A 22,777-nucleotide genomic window follows, 5' to 3' on the forward strand; every position below is an offset into this window, starting at 1 on the left:
ATGTATGCTGCAAAATCTAACTCTTCTTCGTCAAATGTGATTGTTCTTGTTGCCATTATAACGGCACTTAGTCTTCTAGGGGACTCCATGCTCTATATTGTATTACCTGTTTATTGGAAAGAGGCAGGACTTGACTCCATTTGGCAGGTTGGTATCCTTTTAGCCGTTAATCGATTTATTCGTTTGCCTTTCAATCCTTTCATAGGATGGTTATACCAAAAAATAACTCTACGGACTGGCCTTATTATTGCAGTTGTACTTGGAAGTGTGACAACGTTAGGATATGGGGTGGCTAAAGGGTTTGTTGCTTGGATTATTCTACGGGGGCTATGGGGAATTGCTTGGTCTTTCTTTCGAATCGGAGGATTATCGACGGTTGTCTATTATTCAAATGACTCCACCCGTGGAAGAGCAATGGGGCTATATAACGGCCTGTATCGCACAGGAAGCCTATTTGGTATGTTACTTGGGGGCGTTCTAGTACCTATTGTAGGATTGCAATTTGTTTCTTTTCTTTTTGGGTGCCTATCTTTTATAGGGCTACCTTTAGTTTTTTATTCTCTTCGAGTTAAATCTAATCAACAGACTGAGGCTGTTCAAAGAGTTAATAACAATCTTTCCGTACATAAAATTTTAAAACATAAGATCATTATTATTTGTACTGGGTTTCTGATTGCGATGTTAATTCAAGGGGTTTTAACATCGACTGTTAGTGCTATTCTTGAGCATTCTTACGGAGAAAAAATTACGTTGTTCGGATTGGTTATTAGTGTCACGTTCTTTTCTGGGCTGTTACAAGCTGCTCGTTGGGCCTGGGAACCCTTCTTAGGTAGTCTCTTTGGACATTGGTCGGACGGACCATCTGGAAGAATTCCTCTTTATATCCTTTCGCTTATTGTTAGTAGTTTCGCGTTTGGGATGATTGCTAGCGATATACCACTACTTATTTGGGTTGTTATTATACTAATCGTCATGATAGGAGCTACATCTATTACCACCCTCACGGATGCTTTAGCGTCTGATATAGCAAAGACATCGAACATTATTTCATTTCTTACGGTATATTCTATCGCTCAAGATATAGGAGCCGCACTCGGTCCTTTTATTAGTTATATGCTGATTGAGGTTGATAATGGTTTTGATTATCTATATTGGGGAGGATCAGTCATTTTTGGCGTATTAGCTATTGGATGGACAAAGATTCACTTAGAGAAAAAACAAATCTTCAGCCGATCCATGTGATTGCAAGGTCTAAAACATACTCTTATTTATATAACGAACGAAAGCCACCTCTTTATGGAAAAGAAGTGGCTTTTTCACTTTACTTATTTTAATAAGGACAATAACTATTTAATTGTAAAGTCCTTATTAAAATTCATAAATAGATACATTTCTTAATATATAAGTGAATAAGTATATGATTGTACTACAATGAAAGGAGGGTGTAGATCGGTATTTAACTGTATGGATTTTCTTAGCTATGTTTATAGGAATTGGTCTAGGTTATGTTTTTCCAAGCTTCGTTGATGGACTGAATCACTTTCAGGTAGGTACAACATCCATTCCCTTAGCAATCGGATTAATTTTGATGATGTATCCACTACTAGCAAAAGTACGATACGAAAATATGGGACATGTGTTTAAAGACAAAAAAGTATTAGGAATTTCACTTTTGCAAAATTGGATTATTGGCCCTATTCTCATGTTTCTACTCGCGATTGTCTTTCTTAGAGATGTACCAGAGTATATGATTGGATTGATATTAATTGGACTAGCACGTTGTATCGCCATGGTTATTGTATGGAATGATCTTGCAAAAGGGGATCGGGAATATGCTGCTGGATTAGTTGCGCTTAATTCCATTTTTTAAGTCTTTTTCTACTCGGTTTATGCGTATCTGTTCGTTACGCTTATTCCAAAATGGTTGGGGCTTGAAAGCTTTGTGATTGATATTACAATGGGCGAGATTGCAAAGAGCGTTCTTATTTACTTGGGAATCCCTTTTTTAGCTGGTATATTGACTCGATTTATCTTTATTAGCATAAAAGGGAAGCAGTGGTATGAAAATGTACTTATACCAAAGCTTAGTCCTTTGACTCTTATTGCACTCCTATTTACGATTATTGTTATGTTTTCGTTAAAAGGAGATATGATTATTCAATTACCTCTTGATGTTGTACGTATTGCTATACCACTCTTAATTTACTTTGTGTTAATGTTTTTTGTTTCTTTTTATCTAGGAAAAAGAGCAGGAGCAAGTTATTCTGTTACAACTTCACTTTCGTTTACTGCGTCAGGCAATAACTTTGAATTAGCCATTGCTGTAGCAGTTGGAGTGTTTGGTATTAACTCAGGAGCCGCGTTTGCAGCTGTAATTGGTCCTCTCGTAGAGGTTCCGGCACTCATTGCCCTTGTAAATGCAGCATTTTGGTTAAAAAAGAGATATTTTCAACCTCAAGAAAGGTAGACAATAAATAAAGGAATCGGAGGATTCTTTCCGATTCCTGTTTTTTAGACATTCATATATAAAGGTTTATTTATAAGGTGCTACTTACATAATAAAAACAAAATATAGGCATCTTATGATGTGGTTATGAAATAGCTATGTTTTTTCAAATTTATTTAATCAAAACGGTTGAAAATATATAAGAAAACCGTTATATTAAAAATATAAACATATAATCAGATTATTATATACAAATTTACATTATTAGGAGGTGCCTATAAATGAGTGTAAAAACCCTAATTGAGGTTGAAAAAGCAGCTCAGATTTTAAAGTTGTTGGGAGATAAAACAAGACTTTCTATGCTGAAATTAGTCGAGAACAATGAATGTTGTGTTTGTGAGTTCGTTGACATTTATCAAGCTAGCCAACCAGCAATTAGTCAGCATTTAAGAAAATTAAAAGATGTTGAACTGGTTAAAGAAAGACGAAAAGGACAATGGATCTTTTATTCCCTTAACAAAGAAAGCAAGTATTATGAGTTTGTTCTTAGCATACTTGAATCAGTACCAAGTCAAGATGAACGTTTAAGAGAGTTAGAAAAACAAGGACTACGTATTAGTTGTTGTGAGTAATTGGAGGTTTAAAAATTGACATCAGTTGTCCTAGCATCACTGATTTTTTTAGTGACATTAGTTTTTGTTATTTGGCAGCCGAAAAATCTATCTATCGGTTGGTCGGCCTGTGGGGGAGCCGTTCTTGCTTTGCTGGCAGGCGTCGTGGATTTTCAAGATGTTCTGGATGTAACGGGAATTGTATGGAATGCGACCCTTACATTTATCGCCGTTATTATTATTTCCTTAATTTTAGATGAAATTGGTTTCTTTGAGTGGGCAGCGTTGCATATGGCTAGAGCTGCAGGTGGTAATGGTGTTCGTATGTTTGTATATGTTTCACTACTTGGAGCTGTTGTGGCAGCCTTATTTGCCAATGATGGAGCAGCTTTGATTTTAACACCTATCGTACTTGCAATGGTACGAGCACTAAAATTTGAAGATAAAATGGTATTCCCGTTTATTATCGCAAGTGGATTTATTGCGGATACAACGTCCTTACCTCTTGTGGTAAGTAACTTAGTGAATATTGTATCAGCTGACTTTTTTGGCATTAGTTTTTCTGAATTTGCATCACGTATGATTATTCCAGATTTGTTTTCACTTTTGGCAAGTATTGTTGTCCTGTATCTATACTTCCGCAAAAGTATTCCAAAGAAATACAATGTGGCAGATTTGCAGAAGCCAGTCGAAGCCATTAAAGATGAAAAGGTGTTTCGTTTATCAGGAATTGTATTAATTATTTTAGTCTTAGGCTATTTTGTAGGTGAATTCTTTGATATTCCAGTTTCAATTATTGCAGGGATTATCGCTATTTTCTTCTTGGGAATAGCAAGAACAAGTCCCGCAGTGGAAACAAAAACAGTATTAAAAGGAGCACCGTGGGCCATCGTTTTCTTCTCGATCGGCATGTATGTAGTTGTATATGGACTACGTAATGTTGGTCTAACAGAAGTGTTAGCAAGTGCTATTCAAGCAACTGCTGACCATGGGATGTTCGCTGCAACAATCGGAATGGGATTCATTGCGGCTATTCTTTCATCAATTATGAACAATATGCCAACCGTCATGATTGACGCCCTTGCCATTGATGCAACACATGCAACAGGCACCATTAAAGAAGCGCTTATTTATGCTAACGTAATTGGATCAGATTTAGGTCCAAAGATTACGCCAATCGGTTCTCTTGCCACGCTTTTATGGCTTCATGTTCTATCAACAAAAGGTGTGAAAATTTCATGGGGAACCTACTTTAAAACAGGTATTATCTTAACCATCCCAACATTGTTTATTACGCTTGTTGGTTTATATATTTGGTTACTGATTATTTCATAACATATCATAAAGGAGATTTTACACATGTCTAAAAAAACACTTTATTTCTTATGTACAGGTAACTCTTGCCGTAGCCAAATGGCAGAAGGTTGGGCAAAAAAATATCTAAATAATAATGAATGGGATGTGCGCAGTGCTGGTCTTGAAGCACATGGACTAAACCCTAACGCCGTAAAAGCAATGAAAGAAGCTGACGTTGATATTTCAAACCAAACATCGGACGTCATTGATCCTGAAATTTTAAATAATGCAGATTTAGTCGTCACTTTATGTGGTCACGCAGCAGATCATTGTCCAGTAACGCCTCCTCATGTAAAACGTGAACACTGGGGATTTGATGATCCAGCAAAAGCAGAAGGCACAGATGAAGAGAAATGGGCATTCTTCCAACGTGTACGTGATGAAATCGGTGAGCGTATTCACCGTTTTGCTGAAACAGGTAAGTAATCAGTAAAATCAAATAAGCCGGGAGAAGTTCTCATGGCTTATCCTTTATCTCTTATATAAGTATATTATTATAAACTATTGTTAAGAAAATATAGTCTACATAAAGGGGGATGAAAGTATGAAGAAAGTAGAGATTTTTGATCCAGCTATGTGTTGTTCAACAGGTGTTTGTGGTCCTAGTGTTGATCCTGAACTAACGAGATTGGCTTCAGCTGTATTTGCCTTGGAGAAAAAAGGATTTGATATTACACGTTATAACTTAACAAGTGAACCAAGTAAATTTGTTGATCAAGTAGCAGTTAATAAGATTCTTATGAGTAAAGGTCCAGATGCTTTACCAGTGGTATTAGTAGATGGTGAAGTAGAGAAAACCGGAACCTATCCAACCAATGAAGAATTTGCTGAATGGTTTGATGTTAACACTGAAGAATTAAAGGGCGAAAAACCACGCATGCCGATCAAATTAAACATTAACAATCTGAAATAGGGGGCAAAAAAGATGTTCCAACCCTTTCAACGCGAAAAAATGGTTCAAACACCCTTTTTATTCTTTACTGGTAAAGGTGGCGTTGGAAAAACGTCTACAGCGTGTGCAGTAGCTGTGTCTCTAGCAGATAAGGGTCACAAAGTACTTATTGTCAGTACAGATCCTGCTTCAAATTTACAAGACGTATTCGAAGTGGAACTGACAAACGAACCAATTGAAATACCAAATGTACGAGATTTATATGCTTGTAACCTAGATCCTGAAGAAGCAGCGAAAACATATCGTGAAAAAGTAGTAGGACCTTATCGTGGAAAGCTGCCTGATTCTGTTGTTTCTACTATGGAAGAACAGTTGTCTGGAGCCTGTACAGTAGAGATTGCCGCATTTGATGAATTCACGAACTTGTTAGCAAATGAAGAGATTGTTAATCAATTTGATTACATTCTTTTTGATACTGCACCGACAGGGCATACCCTACGTTTATTACAATTGCCAACTGCCTGGACAGGATTTTTAGAAGAAAGCACACATGGAGCTTCTTGTTTAGGGCCTTTATCGGGACTTGACGAAAAGAAAGGTTTATATGCTAAAACTGTGGAGGCTTTATCCAATCCAAAGCAAACAACCTTAATGTTAGTTGCACGCCCTGATGTATCTTCTCTTGAAGAAGCAAATCGTGCTTCAAAGGAATTAAAAGAGATTGGTATTTCAAACCAAAATCTAATTGTAAATGGGTTAATGAAGCAGCATATAAATGAGGACGAAATTTCAACAGCTTTTTATAATCGACAACAACAAGCGTTAAAGCAAATACCAAAGGAATTAAAACAAATGGTAATGTACTCGGTACCTTATGTATCTTATCCTTTAACAGATATTTCTCATCTTCGTCATTTATTTAAGTCCTATACATTACCGATAACAGAAATAAAAGACGTAGACTTATCACAACAAACTCTCTCTTCGTTTAAAGAAGTTGTAGAAGATTTCTCTATAAATGGAACAAAGGTTATCTTTACCATGGGGAAAGGCGGAGTTGGGAAGACGACAGTAGCGTCTGCTGTAGCAGTAGGGTTAGTTGAAAAAGGGCATCGTGTTCATTTAACTACAACAGATCCTGCAGCACATTTAGATTTTGTCTTTAGTAAGAGTGAAGCTAAAGAGCTACTGAGTATTAGTCGAATTGATCCTAAAGCTGAAGTAGAAGCTTATAAAAACGAAGTATTATCAAAAGCAAGTCAGGAACTTGATGAGGACGGAATCGCTTATATTCAAGAAGATTTGAATTCACCATGTACTGAAGAAATTGCTGCATTTCGTGCATTTGCTGATGTGGTAGCGAAGTCAGATAATGAAATTGTAGTCATTGATACAGCACCAACCGGACATACTCTACTCTTACTTGATGCTACACAGTCCTATCATAAAGAATTAGAACGATCAACAGGTGAAGTTCCTGAAAGCGTAACGAGGTTATTGCCTCGATTGCGTAATCCAAAAGAAACAAGTGTTGTCATTGTTACACTTGCTGAAGCAACACCTGTATTAGAAGCAAACCGTCTTCAAGAGGACTTGAAAAGAGCTGAAATTACCCCGAAATGGTGGGTCATCAATCAGAGTTTATATGCTACTGACACAGTAGACCCTGTCTTAAAAGGAAGAGCTCAAGCTGAAAAGGCATGGATTAAGAAAGTGAGAGAAGATTTAACCTCTAATTGCGCAATTATTCCATGGCAACCAGAAGAGAAAATTGGATATGAGAAAGTCAAAGAATATAGTGAGTAATAAGAGAGACCTAAAAGGTAATAGAATTCACGATTAGAGTTAAACATTATAAATTATAGAGGTGGACAACATGAGCAACAAAAACTATCAATCATTAATTGACAATCGCATTTTTATCGGTGGAGCAGCCGATGTAAAAGAGATGATGGAAAATGATAAAGCAGACGTGATTTATGACTTACGTGCAGAAGCATTGGAACATGATGCTCCGGAAGTACGCGTTCATACACCAATTGTAGACGATGCAGAAAATCAAGACGAATCCATTCAAAAAGCAATTAATGAAGTCGTAAAATCGTACAAAGAAGGGAAAAAGATTTACTTCCATTGTGCAGGAGGAAGTAATCGTACAGGTACGTTGGCAATTGGAACGCTACTAGCATTAGGAGAAGCTGATACCATCGTAGAAGCTGAAGAAAAAGCGAAAGCAGCTCGTGCTAAAATTAATGTAAAACCTGAAATGAAAGCTTCACTTCAACGCTTATTTCCAGAAGCTTAACCAAGAAATATCATTGAAGATAGGGAGAGATTAGATGAATATCACAGATGGAGCTAAAAAGATGTTGAAAGATGTATTCGCTGAACAAGGGGCTAAAAGCATCCGTTTTTACTCTGAGGGTGCTGGATGTTGTGGACCTCAAGTGGGATTATCATTAGACGAACCAACTGAGAACGATACAGTCCAAGAAATTAACGGTATTCAAGTAGCAATCGAAAATACGGTACTATCTACAACTCAAGGGCTTACACTTGATGTACAAGAAGGTCCTCAAGGTGCAGGGTTTGTATTAGTGGGCATGGATAACAGCTGTTGCTAATTAAATAGTAAATGTTAAGACTGTAGAGATGTTTTTCTACAGTTTTAACATTTACTTATAAGGTATTTAAAAAGTAATTTATTGTTATAAAAACAAAAGGGTTGTTATATATGAGAGCGTAAAATATCTTGTGTAAATGAATAAATACAAAAAGGAAGACCTTTTCTTGTAGAATTAAGTCACCACAACCAATTCAAAGAAAGAAGGTCTTCCTATGAATCAGTTTACAACAGATCTTGTTCAAGCTCTAGTCCAAAAAGAAGATGTGACGGAAATTTTTCGTTCTCACTTAGAAAATGCGGTTAATACGCTCTTAGCGAGCGAATTGACAGCTTTTTTGGACTACGAAAAATATGATCGTATTGGATTTAATACAGGGAATTCACGAAATGGTTCGTACGAACGGACGCTGCACACAGAGTTTGGAGAACTTCATCTCGTTATTCCTCGTGATCGGAATGGCGACTTTAAGCAACAGACGGTGGCTCCTTATAAAAGAGCCAATGATACGCTTGAAGCATTTGTTATTCATATGTTTCAAAAAGGTGTAACGACTGCTGAAATTGCCCATTTGATGGAGCGCATGTATGGTCACTATTACACACCTCAAACCATTTCAAATATGACAAAGGTGATGTCTGAACAGGTAGAAGCATTCCGAGATCGAGCGTTATGTGCACGCTATGCGTGCGTTTATCTAGACGCTACATATATTGCTTTAAAACGGGATACAGTGTCTAAAGAAGCTGTCTATATTGCCGTTGGCATTCGCGAAGACGGTTCAAAAGAAGTGCTTGGCTATACAATCGCTCCTAACGAATCCGCCTTTGTCTGGAAAGAACTTTTAGAAGACATCAAATCCCGTGGCGCAGAGGAGATTCTGTTGTTTATTTCCGACGGGTTAAAAGGAATCTCAGACAGTGTTTTTTCTATCTATCCAGCTTCTTCTTATCAAACATGCTGCGTCCATCTTTCACGGACGATTGCTCATAAAGTTCGTGTATCCGACCGAGCTGAAATCTGTGAAGACTTCAAATCTGTGTACCGTGCAGAAAGCCTTGAAATGGGCCAACAGGCCCTACATTCGTTTATTGAAAAGTGGAAGTCAAAGTACCCAAAAGTTACAAAGCCATTGCTCAATAACTCTTATTTGTTCACGTTTTATAGCTTTCCTAAGTCTATTTGGCGCAGTATTTATTCGACCAATCTCATTGAATCTTTTAATAAACAAATCAAGAAATATAGTAAGCGTAAGGAACAATTCCCAAACGAAGAGTCACTTGAACGCTTCCTCGTTTCACAATTTGACCAGTATAATCAGCGCTTTGCTACAAGATGTCACATTGGTTTTGACCAAGCTCGCGCAGAGTTACAAATGATGTTTAAAACAAACTAGTGAATAACGTCTATAAGAAAAGGAAATTCGTATTTACACAAAATTATTGACGGTCCCTCAAAATAGTAGAGGAATACCTTTTTTTATTATAGAAAATATATAATCAGAGTATTACTACATATTCTGCTTGTGGCACTTTTTGACCCATATATTCTACATAAGAAACTTTCTGTCCTACTTTTAAAGAGTTGGCGTTATGAATAGAACTAAAATAAACGAATAGGTCTTCAACACCATTATCAGGTGAAATAACTCCGAAACCTTTTTCATCATCAAAATATTTTACTGTGCCTGTTTTATTTTCCAATATAGATAATCTCCTAAAAACTTTATTTAATAATTAATTATATATGCAGACAAAAATAAAATGCTTTATGTAACTAAAAAAAGCCTCTCTTTTCTAAAAGGAGGCTTTTGGGCTTATTATTGTTGGAATAAAAATGTTTGTTTAAACTTTCGAGCTGGATACTTTTTATCGTCTTTCATAACTCTATAGGGTTCTTCTTTCCATGTTACAACACCTTCAAACGTTTTTGATTGGATAGATATTGGTTGGTTTTGGCGATGAAAAGTGGGCCCTTTTTCTACATTATATGTAATAATTAAAACTTATTTTAATGAAACATTTTAATCTTTATATTGGTTAAATATCCAACTCTTTCGACTGAATAGAGATAAAACGTTAAGTGCATCCTCATGAAATACAGTGAATATGAGCATATTAAACCTATCCAACCCAAACTAGGAGGTACACGATGAAAAATCAGTCTAACAATTCTCAGCCTGCAATAGGGGATGACAGATTTAATACTGCTGGATATACTTCTGATGAAGCAAATATCAATGATGTGCAAGGAAAACATCTATCTAACTTCAATGATAAAGTTTCTACCTCTGAGAATGAGGATGCTTCTTCTACGAAACCATAAAGTCTTTTCTAACGAGAAATCTTTTAAGTTCTCGTTAGTCTGAAAAGCAGGTTAATATTTATTAACCTGCTTTCTTTATTATTGATTATGACGATACATATGAGGATCATCTGGTTGTTCTTCACATTCTACTTTTGTTACTCTTACAATGGGAAGCGTCTTTTGGAATACTTTGAAACAATACCTAAAAGTATTCCTTTGACTAGTAAGATGATCTACTTATTACTTATAGATTTAGCATAAAGAGTGGATTTTTCAACATAATTATAATAAGTATAAATTGCATCTATTAAGTAACCTAAAGGTGGTGAGTCCTTATGAAAAACAGGGATAAAAGACGAAAAAAGAAACGTGATTTTTTAAAGGATTACTTAAAAAACAAGTTAGGAAATTGGAACCCTAGACTTGGCAAAGAGCCTACCTCCAACTCTAAGACGACGCAAGAAAATAGAAACCTTGATTAAATAATATTTGGGTGTAGGTATTTAGAAGTTTTTCACCATGAAAGATAGCCCCCTTTAGAAGTCTATCTCCAGAGGGGGCTTGATTAAAAGGCATATTTATTTAACAGCTTCTTTTAATTCTTTTCCTGGTTTAAAAGCAGGAGCCTTTGAAGCTGGAATTGTCATTTCTTCACCTGTTTGAGGATTACGACCTGTACGCTCTGCGCGCTCACGTATTTCAAATGTACCAAATCCAACTAATTGAATTTTCTCTTCTTTGGCAAGCGTATTAGAAATCGTTTCAAACAACGCATCTACAGCCTTTTTTGAATCCTGTTTCGTTAGTTCAGATTTTGTTGCAACTGCATCTACTAGTTCAGTTTTATTCATATTCAGACACCTCATCTTCTTATTTTTAGATAATATGTAGAGATGCTAACATATCATAGCTTCTACACGCTTGTCACTTAATAAGGTTAGATAAAAAAAGAGGAATTCCTGTTTTTTCGGGAATATTCATACTGAGATTTACTCTGTGGTGAAATGAAGTCCATTTAAGCTGGATAATGAGTCATTCATTGCAAAATCCACACTTATATATTATAAAAAAACATGTATATCAATTTTTAATTTAGCTCAAACTAATAACGTATTTCCCAATTGCCTGAATTTTAATAAGCCTTTGCTCCTGTTGAGCAAAGGCTACTTTTTTGACGAGTTTCTTCTATAAAATATGTCATTTTGAAAAGACTTTTGTGTAAGTAAGGTTAGTTACTCTAAAAGGATGGATCTTTTTAGAGTGACTAAGTTTTTATGACTCTTTATAAAGGCAATCATGAGTATGATCTCTATTAGCAGCAACCCCAAATCTTGAGTTTCCTTCTTGACATTCATGAGCGATTTCGATATCGCCACAATAAGGACAAGTGAGGTATCCTCTGGACTGCATATGGTTGGAGCCAATTATTTCCTCAGGTTTAAAAACGTCTATTCTTATTCCATAATGAGTACAAGCAACTTTTTTTATGCTTATCATAGGATTTCTTCCTCCTCCTTATTGTGTATTGGTTAATTTTTAGTATATAAGATAAATATGGATAATTTAACCTTTTTTGATTAACTTGTCTTAAATAGTTAGAAAATTAAATTGTAAAGGAATTATTGAGTAAAAGAGTTAAAGGTAATTTCTACTTGTGTATCTTAAGATACACATCCTTATCAAAACGAACATCAAAATAAAAATAATAAACGTTAGATAATTTTAAAATAACTTGTTAAATAAATGTTTATACCTTTTAATTTTAAAATGTAGGTAATATTTGTTGTTATATCATTCATAAGAATAAATAGCAAAACACTTTAGTAAAAATAGTTTTAGCATTTACCTATTTTGTAGAAAAAGGTTCTATTTGTCGCCATCAAGAGTAAATAAAGAAACTATTATTTTTATAAGTTAGTTTATTCATTTACTCTAATATATAAAATACGTTATTTTTGTATTTTTGATTTAATTTATATTTTTGAATATGCATTACCGTTAAATACTTGTTCATTTTCTGTTTGGTAACTACTAATATACCAATTTCTTAAAAGGAAAGTAGACGGTAGATTGGTATATGATAAGAAGTAAAAATCGTCAGTTGTCGTTAATAAAGGTAAATGTCTAAACTTACATTTTTATAAGTGTGTTTTTAGGTTTTCTCTGACTGTTAGAATCTACTACTATTTCATTGGGTATATAATTTGATTGCAATATAATACCTCATAATTAAATAATTTTTTATTTCCTTATAGATCATTTCATATATATTAAGAAGCAGAAAGAAAACAGGGTTTCATATGTATATGTTGAATATTATTCTATGTACCATTTTATCTATCAATCTTGTGTTAAAACATTAGTAAAGGGGAATAATCCCTGTAAGAGGGAAAAGATAAAGGGGTTGATGCTTTATGGAAAACAATGTGTCTAATGAAGTCAAGCGAATGGAAACAAACATATCTGATGAAATGTTGCCTGAATTGTTTTTGAATCAAGTTATAAAGGATTTTAAAAAAAGTAAGATCGTTGAAGAAATCGATCAATCATTAAAAAATAAAGATAAAGAAGCTTTTTTACGTTTAACAACGGAACTTAAATCTTTACCTTGATAAAAGTAATGTATAATAGAAGAAACTCATCAAAAAAAGCCTTTGTTCTTGGGTGAATAAAAGCTTCTTTTGATGAGTTTCTTCCATTTGGAAACTATGTGTCCCTTTCAAATTGGTGTAGTCTTTGCACCAGAATCTTTATTATTTATTCAGTCTAGATAATCCTCGCTCTTCCATCATTTCCACTGAATCACGAAAACTCAAGTTGTAACGTAAGTACCATCTTACCGTTAATAAAATAACATCAGGCTGATAATGTTTCCATTTGAAATAAATTATCCTTTTCCATACCGATAACACACCTTTTTTAGAGTAATAGTATCAGTATATCCAAGGTTTAGAGATTACTCACAAGTGAATTGAAATTTTTGCACTAGAACCATCTTTTGTCTTCATTAACAAAAAGGCAATTTAATTTCAAATGTACTCCCTTTACCTAATCGGCTTTCAACTTTAATAGTTCCGCCATGTTCTTGTATAATTTTGTAACTGACCATTAAACCTAAACCTGTACCTTTCCCCTTTGTAGTAAAGAAAGGTTCCCCAAGGCGTTTTAAGTTTTCTTGAGAAATACCAGAGCCCTCGTCGATAAACCGAATACAGAGTTCATTATGTTCTCTCTTGCATTCAATTTTAATAACTCCACCATTTGGCATGGCTTCCATGGCATTTTTTATAAAGTTTATAAATACTTGCTTTAATTGATTTTCACTGGAGGTGATTAGTAATTCTTCTGCATCAAATTTAGTGATCAATTGTATATTTTTATACGTTGCTTGGGTTTCGAAAAATAGAAGAATTTGTTTAAATAGAATATGAACATCTATTTTATTATAGTGTGTTAAATACGGCTTGGAGAGCATCAGGAACTCATTAAGAATTAAGTCTACCCTATTCAACTCTGACTCCATAATATCCGTATACTCTGCTTTTCTCTCTCCATTTTTAATTAGATGAAGGAATCCCTTCAATGAGGTTAAAGGATTTCTGATTTCATGTGCAATCCCTGCAGCCAGTTCCCCTACTGTATTTAACTTTTCTACTCTCCTAAGAGCTTCTTCGTTTTTTTTATGTTTAGTAATATCTAATATGTAACCATAGAAATGAGTAATGGATCCATTCTCATCTCTAATTATTGTTGTATAATCGTAGATCCAAATAATTTCTCCATTACTTTTTACAATTCGATACTCTTGCTCGAACATATTTCGTTCATTTAAACTGTAATTCGAAACCTCATTTGAAACCCGGTGTAAATCGTTTTCAAAAATGATATCCGAATACTTTATACGTCGTAACAAAAAGTCTTCTTTTTTATAACCTAAGTTTTCCTCTATATTTGATGAGACATATTCAACCGGCCAGTCCTTGCCATTTTTCCACTTAAATACCACGACTGGTCCTTGTAGAAAAATTTGATGTTCGTCAAGAGAAACAAACTTTTTTTTGTACATAGACAGTTACTCCAATATGAATTAATAATTTATTAAAAGTTATTATACAGGATATATAAAGTCACTTAAAAGTATTACTCTGCAAGCAAAGACAATTTTTTATTTTTGGTGCAGATCTAGAATTTTGTTAAAATATGAATAAAAATTATAAATAGAAGAAACTCGTCAAAAAGAAGCCTTTGTTCTCTAGGAAGCAAAGCTTATTTTTTGACGAGCTTCCATAATGAATGGAGGGTAGTTTGGTTCTAGTTCATAAATCTCCAGATAATTGCAAGTAGTCCCTAAAACTTAGGCATGCTAGTACTAAAAAGTGGAATGAGAAAAACTTAAACTACATCTAAAACTATATCAAAATCATTAAAATAAATAACTTCTGAAAGAACCTTACAACCTTGAATTTCTTTGAAAGCTTTTCTTGCTTCTGTTTCATTTTCAAATTCAAACATTGTAGTATCGTTTAAATTCGAATAAACAGTGATTACCCACATAAAAACATCTCCTTTTTTTGCGTATCTATTTTACACTCAAGAAATATTTTTTTCTTTTTGGATTTGTAATAAACTCTTTCTTTTCTTTGTGATAAAGAAAGACCCCACAACGAATACAGCGATGAGTAAAGTTAAAAAGAATTGCATACGTAAAGAATCAATAAACGGCATAGCGACAAAAATACTAGAAATGGCAATTATTGCCCCATACGTTAAGTAAGGAAACAACCACATTTTAATTTTGAGTGCTTCGGGCTTCTCTTTTTCGTATTTTTTACGCATGCGTAATTGTGAGAATGCAATTACTAGATAAACAAGAAGTGCTACTCCTCCAGAAGCATTGACTAAAAATAAAAAGATCTTATCAGGAGAAAGGTAATTAAATCCAACGCTGATATAAGAAATAAGTGTGCAGCCTATAATCGCATTAAATGGAATGCCCTTTTTATTTACTTTTAAGAATATACCTGGAGCATCACCTTTTTGAGCCATTGAAAATAGCATACGAGAGCTAGTATAAAGACCTGAATTTAAACAAGAAAGCACGGCCGTTAATAAGATGAAGTTCATTATTTGGGCTGCTGCTGGTATATTTACGAGTTCTAGAAGTGATACGAAAGGACTTTTCATCAAACTAGAAGAATTCCAGGGAAGAATTGTTACAAGTATCAAAAGCGAGCCAAGGTAGAAAATTAAAATACGAGAAATAACGGTATTTGTTGCAATCCTAATAGCTTTCTCAGGATGAGATGATTCTCCGGCTGCCGTAGCTACAATTTCAGTTCCCATAAATGAGAACATAACAATAGCCACCCCTAAAAAGACAGAACTGATTCCATTGGGGAGGAATCCGCCTCTATGTAAAAGATTTGAAGTACCAGGTGATTCTATTCCTGGTATGAAGCCGCATATAATGGCTCCTCCGAGAATTAAAAAGAGCCCAAGACTCACCACTTTAATCAAAGAAAACCAATACTCAAATTCACCAAACGATTTAACGGAATAGAGATTAGCCAAAGTCATCAAAAAAGTAAGGATAAGACTGACGGACCATGAAGGCAAGGAAGGAAACCAATATTGAATAATAGTTGAACCTGCTATTGCTTCAATGGCAATGACAATAACCCAGAAAAACCAATACAACCAGCCGATAGTATACCCAGCCCATGGACCAAGTGCTTCTCTAGCATAGGTAGCAAAAGAACCACTGGATGGATTAGCTGTTGACATTTCTCCTAGCATCCGCATCACTAAAATGACAAGTAATCCTGCAAAAGCATATGAGATAATTGAACCAGGTCCTGTAGTATTAATAAGCGAACCACTTCCAATAAATAATCCAGCACCAATAACTCCGCCAAGGGAAATCATGGTAATATGCCGGACTTTTAATTCTTTCTTTAACTCAGGTTGTTGATGATTCATTTCTTGTATCCTCCTTTATAAAAAGTACTATCTAAAAATTAAGTAAGGAAATTTAATTATTAAATAGTATAGAAGAAAGTCATCAAAAAAAGCCTTTGCTTCATAAAACAAAGACTCTTTAATTTTATGCAAACTTCAATGGACTTCTTAAATGCTTCGGAATCCTTTTACAAAATCATCAATTATTTAGAAAAGAATCCTTTAAGCGCAAAGGCTACATTTTGTGGTCTTTCTGCCAGGCGACGCATAAAATAACCAAACCAATCATTACCGAACGGAATATACACACGCATTGTATATCCTTCTTTAGCTAAACTTAGTTGCATCTCTGTTCTAAATCCATATAACATTTGAAATTCAAATTGGTCACGTGGAATATGATTTTTCTGAGCAAAGTCTTTTACTTGAGCAATAATATGATGATCATGCGATGCAATCGCCGTATAGCTTCCACTTAGCAAATGCTCTTCAATAATTCTCATATAATTTTTATCTACTTCTTCTTTTTCTTGAAAAGCTACAGAAGGAGATTCTTGATAAGCTCCTTTAACCAAACGAAGAGAAATCCCTTTTAATTCTTTTACATCTTGTTCAGCTCGAAATAGGTAGGCTTGAATTACGGTTCCTACATTATCATACGTTTGACGTAATTCTCTCAGGATATCTAATGTCATTTGACAATGAGCATGATCTTCCATATCAATTCGTACAAAATTGTTATATTTTTTGGCTGTCTCAAGAATTCGTCGCATATTTTCCATACAAAAACCCGGATCAATATCTAAACCAAGTTGGGTCATTTTAACCGATAAATTACTATTGACACCGGCTCTCCCCATAGCTTCTAATGTTCTTACGTTATATTGTGTGGCTTCTATCGCTTCTTCTCTACTTGAAACGAACTCCCCCAAATGATCCAGCGTACAAATCAATCCTTTTTCGTTTAACTCTTGAACTTTTTTGATGGCACTCTCAATTGTATCCCCCGCCACAACTTGAGCAGCGCCAAATCTAAGTCCCCATTTCTTTGCAGCCTTATTTAGCACTCTGTTTTGAGAAGCGTGAAGAAAAACATTTTTTGAAACCTCTGCTAACATGAATATTTCCCCCTAAATATATGTAAACGTGTTATCATCTTTTAGATGGGGCAGCTTAAAAAAAGCTGCCCCATCCTTTATTAAAGTGCTGTACTCGTTGTTTTTGCTTGCATGTGCAGGATTAAGTAATCAGGACCTCCTGCTTTAGAATCTGTTCCAGACATATTGAATCCACCAAATGGATGATATCCTACAATCGCACCTGTACAACCACGATTGAAATAAAGGTTACCTACGTGGAATTCTTCTTTTGCTCGTTCAATGTGATCAGGAGTGTTAGAAAGCAATGCGCCTGTTAAAGCGTATTCTGTATTGTTAGCTATCTCCATCATATGATCGAAATCGCGTGCTTTACAGAAAGCTACCACTGGCCCAAAAATCTCTTCTTGCATTAGGCGTGCTTTTTCATCTACATCTGCGAAGATTGTAGGCTGGATGAAGTAACCCTTAGAGTCATCAGCTTCTCCGCCTGTCATCAAGCGCCCCTCTTCTTTACCAATTTCAATATAAGATAATACTTTGTTATAAGAAGCCTCGTGAATAACAGGTCCCATATAAGTAGATACATCTTCTGGATTACCTACTTTTAAGGTTTTTGTTAAAGCTACTGCTTTTTCAAGTACGATGTCATATACGTCTTGATGAACAACAGCACGGGAACCAGCTGAACATTTTTGACCTGAGAAGCCAAATGCAGAGTACACGATAGAAGATGCTGCTAAATCTAAATCTGCATCTTTATCGACAACGACTGTGTCTTTACCGCCCATTTCAACAATCACGCGTTTTAGCCATTTTTGTCCTGGTTGTACTTTTGATGCTCTTTCATAAATGCGGCAGCCAACTTCACGAGAACCTGTAAACGAAACAAATCTTGTTTTTGGATGTTCAACTAAGTAATCACCAATTTCAGGCGTAACACCAGGAATAAAGTTTAGTACACCTTTTGGCAATCCTGCTTCTTCCATTACTTCTACAAATTTCGCTGCTACCACAGGAGTTGCATCAGCTGGTTTTAACAAAATTGTGTTTCCAGCAACAATTGCTGCAGCTGCTGTACCTGCCATAATAGCTAAAGGAAAGTTAAATGGAGAAATAATGATACCCACGCCTAGTGGAATATAATTGAATTTATTTTCTTCTCCTTCACGACTTTGTACAGGTACGCCGTCTTTTAATTGCAACATTTGGCGTGCATAAAACTCTAGAAAATCAACAGCCTCTGCTGTATCTGCGTCAGCCTCATTCCAAGGCTTACCAGCTTCTTTAACTAGATAGCCTGAGAATTCATGTTTACGATGACGGATAATATCTGCCGCACGGAATAAAATGTTCGCACGTACTTCTGAATCTTCTTTTTTCCATGTATTGAATGCAGACAGTGCTGTTTGCATAGCTTTCTCAGCTAATTCTTGATTTGCTTTAGAAACTCGTCCAATAATTTCTTCTTTATTGGCTGGGTTAATCGATACAATTTTATCCGTTGTTGTAATAGCTTCTCCTCCGATAACAAGGGGATAATCTTTTCCTAGTTCTTTTTGAACAACTTCTAAAGCTTTTTTAAATTCACTTTTGTTTTCTTCACATGTAAAATCTGTGAAAGGTTCGTGCTTATATGTTTTGATATCTGTAAGAGTTGTTGTCATTTTGTTATTCTCTCCCTTAAAAATTTAGATTTTGATTTGGATGTTGAAGTGTTTCTTAGTAATACTGGCCAATATTACTTTCTTATTGTGAATTTCTAGAAATTATAATGTTCGAAATATTAGTATTAATTAACCTATTTTTAATTTTTTGAACATTTTTGCTTTACAAGGATGTATTATAAACACTTTTTATATGTTTTGTATACACTTTTTTGACGAAAGTGTTCAATTTCTTAATTTTTCTTTACATTTGAACACTTTTGTTCACTTGATAACGATGATTATAGGATGTTTCCTTTTATTTGTAAACTACATTGTTATATGTTCTGACATTGTTTTTTGAATACATTGAATATTATTGAAAAGGAAAAGGAATTAGCTATTGTTTAACTAGTGGTGTTTTTCAAGAAAATTCTACTTTTTAGAAAAATACAGTGGCAGTTCTTATTAAAGAATCGACTAATAAAGCTATCTAGTCCGTCTATTGATATTTATTTCTAGTTTTTTACAATTAATTATGTAAAAAAGTTACAATTTATTAATTATTTACATCGCTTTAATCTCAGAAATTCTAGCCTTTTTCGTTTTGAAAATTTAAACCTTAATATCCGTTTCAGAGACTCTTTACACAGACTGATAAGTAAGAACTTGATTTAATATTAAGGTTAGAGTAATAACAACATACATAAAAGAATCTGTAATGAGGGAGGGAAATGAATTTTTTATCATATAAAAGTGTGTCAAAACATATGACAATATATTTGCAATTAAATCTGCACATAATATAATCATTTCGTCAAGTGGAGAAAATATTTGTCCGATCTTATTTATAACTATTGAATAATCCTAACTAGACTATTTGATAATATTTTTATTACATTTGCGTTTTTTAGTTTAATAGATTTCAAATGAAAAGCTTTATTAATTAGGTGAAAATAAATACGTCAAAGGGGAAATAAAATGGGTGTTCAGCAAAAAGAAATGCTCGAAGAAAAAAACAAATTAAAAGAACAAATGAATGTGTTAGAGAGGACTCAAGAGGTTATTCGTCTAGCTCTTGAAAGAATGTACTATAAGCAGGAAGCATATGATTTGGTAAAGGAACCTTTAAGGTTACTAACTGTTCGTATCCCTGTAAGAATGGATGATGGTTCTGTAAAAGTCTTTACTGGATATCGTGCTCAGCATAATGATGCGGTTGGGCCTACAAAAGGTGGGATTCGTTTTCACCAGGATGTTACAGAAGAAGAAGTGAAAGCGCTCTCTATGTGGATGAGTATAAAATGTGGGATTACAGATCTTCCTTATGGAGGAGGTAAAGGAGGTATTCAGTGTGATCCCAGAACTATGTCTTTCGGAGAATTAGAACGTTTGAGCCGGGGCTATGTTCGAGCCATTAGCCAAATTGTAGGTCCTACTAAGGATATTCCAGCTCCTGATGTGTTCACTAATTCACAAATTATGGCTTGGATGATGGATGAGTACAGCCGTATTCGTGAATTTGATTCACCAGGTTTTATTACAGGTAAACCTTTAGTTTTAGGAGGTTCTGTTGGAAGGGAATCATCTACTGCTAAGGGTGTAACTATAGTAGCGAGAGAAGCAGCAAAAGTAGGAGGAATTAAAATAGAAGGATCAAAAGTTATCATTCAAGGTTTTGGAAATGCAGGTAGCTTTTTAGCTAAGTTTCTTCATGATGAAGGTGCAAAAATTGTAGGAATATCGGATGCTTATGGCGCTTTATATGATCCAGAAGGTTTAGATATCGATTATTTATTAGATAACCGGGACTCATTTGGAACTGTTACAAAATTATTTTCTAATATAATTACAAATAAAGAATTATTAATAAAACCATGTGATATTCTTGTACCTGCAGCTCTTGAAAATCAAATTACAGAGGAAAATGCTCCTGATATTCAGGCGAAAATTCTAGTAGAGGCTGCAAACGGACCTACAACATTAAAAGCCACAGAAATATTGGCTCAAAAAGGGGTATTGATCGTTCCTGATGTGTTGGCAAATGCAGGGGGTGTCATTGTTTCTTATTTTGAATGGGTACAAAATAATCAAGGTTATTATTGGACAGAAGAAGAAGTGAGCGATAGACTTGAAAGAATTTTAAAGACCTCTTTTTTAAATGTATATGATACTTCTATTAAGAACAATATTGATATGAGGCTAGCTGCTTATATTGTAGGGGTAAAGAAAATGGTAGAGGCTTCTCAATTTAGAGGGTGGATATAAACTTTCCATAGTAGAGGATACTAAGTTGTTTCTTGAGTTTTATAGGTTTTCATTAAGTAAAATGGTGAGCTGATACCTCTCTTTCACAGGTATCAGCTCTATTTCCAAACTTTAGTCTTATGAATTCTTTTAAAATACTAATTTATGAGACGTATAGATAGTGAAAATGTTTGTTTATATAAAAATATAGGAGTATCAACATCATGAAATATAAAATTGGTTTACGAACATTGAAAACAGGTGTAGCTGTATCGTTAGCCATTATGGTTGCTCAATTTTGTCATCTGAATTTTTTTGTATCATCGGCGATTATAACAATCCTTTGTGTACAGAATTCAAAGAAAAAATCACTTAGAAGTGCAATGGCTCGCTTTATAGCTTGTATGTTAGCTATTCCATTTTCTTACGCGTTCTTTGAAGGGATTGCCTATGCCCCACTTGTTATTGGCTTATTATTATTGTTTTTTATTCCTCTAACTGTAATTCTAAAAGTAAATGAAGGAGTGGTAACAAGTACTGTTATTATTCTGCATATATATTCCACTGAACGTACCACTTGGGAAATTATTTTAAATGAGGTTGGTTTAATTATAATTGGTATAGGGGCTGCATTGCTTGTTAATGTTTACATGCCCAGTGTGGATAAAAAATTAAAAGCTTATCAAGAAAAAATAGAAAAAGACTTTAAATTAATCTTGATAGAAATAGTACAATACTTACGAACTAATGAAAAAAATTGGAAAGAAAGCGAAATTAAAGATGTATTAAAATTAATAAAAATAGCCAAAGGGCTTGCTTTTAGAGATATAGAAAATCATTTTGGACAAATAGAAAGGTACTATTTAGATTATTTCTCAATTCGTGAGAAACAATTAGAGATTATTGAACGTTTATTAACCAACCTTATCTTGATTCAACCAATGCTTAAACAACGTTATGTTATTGCAGATTTTATTGAAGAATTAAGCTTATGTATTCATCCAGGAAATACAACTCAGTTATTCTTGAACAAGCTAAAGGTTCTAAAAGAAGAATATAAAAAAATGCCAATGCCGAAAACGTGGGAAGCATTTGAAACTAAAGCTCAATTGTATCAACTTACACAGGAAATGGAACACTACTTACTTATTAAAAGCTCCTTGAAAGTTGGATAAATATTTTAAGGAATTATATGTGTTAAAACGATGTTCCTTTTGATAATTATATTTGTTCTTTATTCCAATAAATAATCGTAATGATGGGAATTAAAAATGTAGATGATATAAATTTTAAAAACTCCTGGGCGCTTGGTTCAGGAGCTTTTTAAACTTATTTTATAATATAAGGATAACAACTCACGGCGTTTAGAGTAGTTTGCTCAAGTCATCAATAACTTATATATAAGAACAAACTACGTGATCTGCAAATATAGATTTTTATGGAAGAAAATTCCGTATTTAATTAGGTTGTTTAAAGCATCAAAGGTTTTATGTAGAAAAACCCACATTTTGTCGTCAGTAAGAGTAAATAGTAAAACTATAATTTTTATAAGGTAGTTTTAACTTTTACTTCTTTATATAAAATACATTACTT

The 22,777-nt window shown here is 34.3% G+C and carries 22 protein-coding genes and 2 pseudogenes; 15 read left to right on the plus strand and 9 right to left on the minus strand.

Annotation, left to right across the window (positions count from 1 at the left end; translation table 11 throughout):
• From Q5794_RS28160 to Q5794_RS28205, 10 genes and pseudogenes are all read left to right on the plus strand, one after another.
• Positions 1–1,242 (plus strand): MFS transporter, encoded by a 1,242-nt coding sequence (locus Q5794_RS28160; RefSeq protein WP_214988847.1) that lies wholly within the window; start codon positions 1–3, stop codon positions 1,240–1,242.
• A 238-nt stretch (positions 1,243–1,480) separates the two neighbouring features.
• Positions 1,481–2,467 (plus strand): annotated as a pseudogene (gene arsB / locus Q5794_RS28165) (ACR3 family arsenite efflux transporter).
• A 260-nt stretch (positions 2,468–2,727) separates the two neighbouring features.
• Positions 2,728–3,078 (plus strand): metalloregulator ArsR/SmtB family transcription factor, encoded by a 351-nt coding sequence (locus Q5794_RS28170; protein WP_214988846.1) that lies wholly within the window; start codon positions 2,728–2,730, stop codon positions 3,076–3,078.
• A gap of 15 nt (positions 3,079–3,093) precedes the next feature.
• Entirely contained in the window at positions 3,094–4,392 is a 1,299-nt protein-coding gene (locus Q5794_RS28175; protein ID WP_374989397.1) for an arsenic transporter, read from the plus strand.
• 24 nt (positions 4,393–4,416) lie between these two features.
• Complete coding sequence (gene arsC, locus Q5794_RS28180) at positions 4,417–4,839, plus strand: arsenate reductase (thioredoxin) (RefSeq protein ID WP_214988844.1); 423 nt, start codon at positions 4,417–4,419, stop codon at positions 4,837–4,839.
• A gap of 118 nt (positions 4,840–4,957) precedes the next feature.
• On the plus strand, positions 4,958–5,326 hold the full coding sequence (arsD, locus tag Q5794_RS28185; protein ID WP_374989398.1) for an arsenite efflux transporter metallochaperone ArsD: 369 nt from the start codon (positions 4,958–4,960) through the stop codon (positions 5,324–5,326).
• Positions 5,327–5,338: 12 nt separating this feature from the next.
• A complete protein-coding gene (arsA, locus tag Q5794_RS28190) occupies positions 5,339–7,111 on the plus strand; it encodes an arsenical pump-driving ATPase (RefSeq protein WP_374989399.1) in 1,773 nt (590 codons plus the stop codon).
• 70 nt (positions 7,112–7,181) lie between these two features.
• Complete coding sequence (locus Q5794_RS28195; RefSeq protein WP_214988841.1) at positions 7,182–7,610, plus strand: tyrosine-protein phosphatase; 429 nt, start codon at positions 7,182–7,184, stop codon at positions 7,608–7,610.
• Between the two features lie 34 nt (positions 7,611–7,644).
• The gene (locus Q5794_RS28200) at positions 7,645–7,929 is read left to right on the plus strand and encodes an adhesin (RefSeq protein WP_214988840.1); all 285 of its coding nucleotides are present in this window, start codon (positions 7,645–7,647) and stop codon (positions 7,927–7,929) included.
• Positions 7,930–8,143: 214 nt separating this feature from the next.
• Positions 8,144–9,325 carry an IS256-like element ISBame1 family transposase gene (locus Q5794_RS28205; RefSeq protein ID WP_374989400.1) on the plus strand — a complete coding sequence of 394 codons (1,182 nt, stop codon included), beginning with the start codon at positions 8,144–8,146 and terminating at the stop codon, positions 9,323–9,325.
• Positions 9,326–9,428: 103 nt separating this feature from the next.
• Here Q5794_RS28205 and Q5794_RS28210 read toward each other — a convergent pair whose 3' ends face one another.
• Positions 9,429–9,632, minus strand: a complete 204-nt coding sequence (locus tag Q5794_RS28210) for a cold shock domain-containing protein (RefSeq protein ID WP_213019968.1) — start codon at positions 9,630–9,632, stop codon at positions 9,429–9,431.
• Between the two features lie 448 nt (positions 9,633–10,080).
• Here Q5794_RS28210 and Q5794_RS28215 point away from each other — a divergent pair, with 448 nt between their 5' ends.
• On the plus strand, positions 10,081–10,254 hold the full coding sequence (locus tag Q5794_RS28215) for a hypothetical protein (protein WP_155276315.1): 174 nt from the start codon (positions 10,081–10,083) through the stop codon (positions 10,252–10,254).
• A 317-nt stretch (positions 10,255–10,571) separates the two neighbouring features.
• Positions 10,572–10,718 (plus strand): hypothetical protein, encoded by a 147-nt coding sequence (locus Q5794_RS28220; protein ID WP_180227535.1) that lies wholly within the window; start codon positions 10,572–10,574, stop codon positions 10,716–10,718.
• Between the two features lie 96 nt (positions 10,719–10,814).
• Here the strand turns inward: Q5794_RS28220 and Q5794_RS28225 are convergent, their stop codons facing one another.
• Both Q5794_RS28225 and Q5794_RS28230 read right to left on the minus strand, forming a co-directional pair.
• Positions 10,815–11,087: an HU family DNA-binding protein gene (locus tag Q5794_RS28225; protein ID WP_057242577.1), complete on the minus strand. Its 273-nt coding sequence runs from the start codon at positions 11,085–11,087 to the stop codon at positions 10,815–10,817.
• 421 nt (positions 11,088–11,508) lie between these two features.
• Entirely contained in the window at positions 11,509–11,733 is a 225-nt protein-coding gene (locus Q5794_RS28230; RefSeq protein WP_214989240.1) for a hypothetical protein, read from the minus strand.
• A gap of 917 nt (positions 11,734–12,650) precedes the next feature.
• Here Q5794_RS28230 and Q5794_RS28235 point away from each other — a divergent pair.
• The gene (locus tag Q5794_RS28235; RefSeq protein ID WP_214989241.1) at positions 12,651–12,848 is read left to right on the plus strand and encodes an IDEAL domain-containing protein; all 198 of its coding nucleotides are present in this window, start codon (positions 12,651–12,653) and stop codon (positions 12,846–12,848) included.
• A 156-nt stretch (positions 12,849–13,004) separates the two neighbouring features.
• Here the strand turns inward: Q5794_RS28235 and Q5794_RS28240 are convergent.
• The 6 genes and pseudogenes from Q5794_RS28240 to pruA all read right to left on the minus strand — a co-directional run.
• Positions 13,005–13,137 (minus strand): annotated as a pseudogene (locus tag Q5794_RS28240) (IS6 family transposase); the annotation flags it as partial.
• 106 nt (positions 13,138–13,243) lie between these two features.
• Complete coding sequence (locus Q5794_RS28245; protein ID WP_374989401.1) at positions 13,244–14,302, minus strand: ATP-binding protein; 1,059 nt, start codon at positions 14,300–14,302, stop codon at positions 13,244–13,246.
• A 326-nt stretch (positions 14,303–14,628) separates the two neighbouring features.
• Positions 14,629–14,790: a hypothetical protein gene (locus Q5794_RS28250; protein ID WP_214989243.1), complete on the minus strand. Its 162-nt coding sequence runs from the start codon at positions 14,788–14,790 to the stop codon at positions 14,629–14,631.
• A gap of 36 nt (positions 14,791–14,826) precedes the next feature.
• Positions 14,827–16,215, minus strand: coding sequence for an amino acid permease (locus tag Q5794_RS28255; protein ID WP_214989244.1), 1,389 nt, complete (start codon positions 16,213–16,215; stop codon positions 14,827–14,829).
• A gap of 182 nt (positions 16,216–16,397) precedes the next feature.
• Positions 16,398–17,312, minus strand: a complete 915-nt coding sequence (locus Q5794_RS28260) for a proline dehydrogenase family protein (protein WP_214989245.1) — start codon at positions 17,310–17,312, stop codon at positions 16,398–16,400.
• Between the two features lie 80 nt (positions 17,313–17,392).
• Positions 17,393–18,958 carry an L-glutamate gamma-semialdehyde dehydrogenase gene (pruA, locus tag Q5794_RS28265; protein ID WP_214989246.1) on the minus strand — a complete coding sequence of 522 codons (1,566 nt, stop codon included), beginning with the start codon at positions 18,956–18,958 and terminating at the stop codon, positions 17,393–17,395.
• A gap of 981 nt (positions 18,959–19,939) precedes the next feature.
• On the opposite strand from pruA, the gene Q5794_RS28270 reads away from it, so the two are divergent.
• Positions 19,940–21,205, plus strand: coding sequence for a Glu/Leu/Phe/Val dehydrogenase (locus Q5794_RS28270; RefSeq protein WP_374989413.1), 1,266 nt, complete (start codon positions 19,940–19,942; stop codon positions 21,203–21,205).
• Positions 21,206–21,408: 203 nt separating this feature from the next.
• A complete protein-coding gene (locus tag Q5794_RS28275) occupies positions 21,409–22,359 on the plus strand; it encodes an aromatic acid exporter family protein (RefSeq protein ID WP_374989402.1) in 951 nt (316 codons plus the stop codon).
• Positions 22,360–22,777 lie beyond the last annotated feature (418 nt).

This window comes from Priestia megaterium, from assembly GCF_041941685.1.
Taxonomy (GTDB): domain Bacteria; phylum Bacillota; class Bacilli; order Bacillales; family Bacillaceae_H; genus Priestia; species Priestia megaterium_C.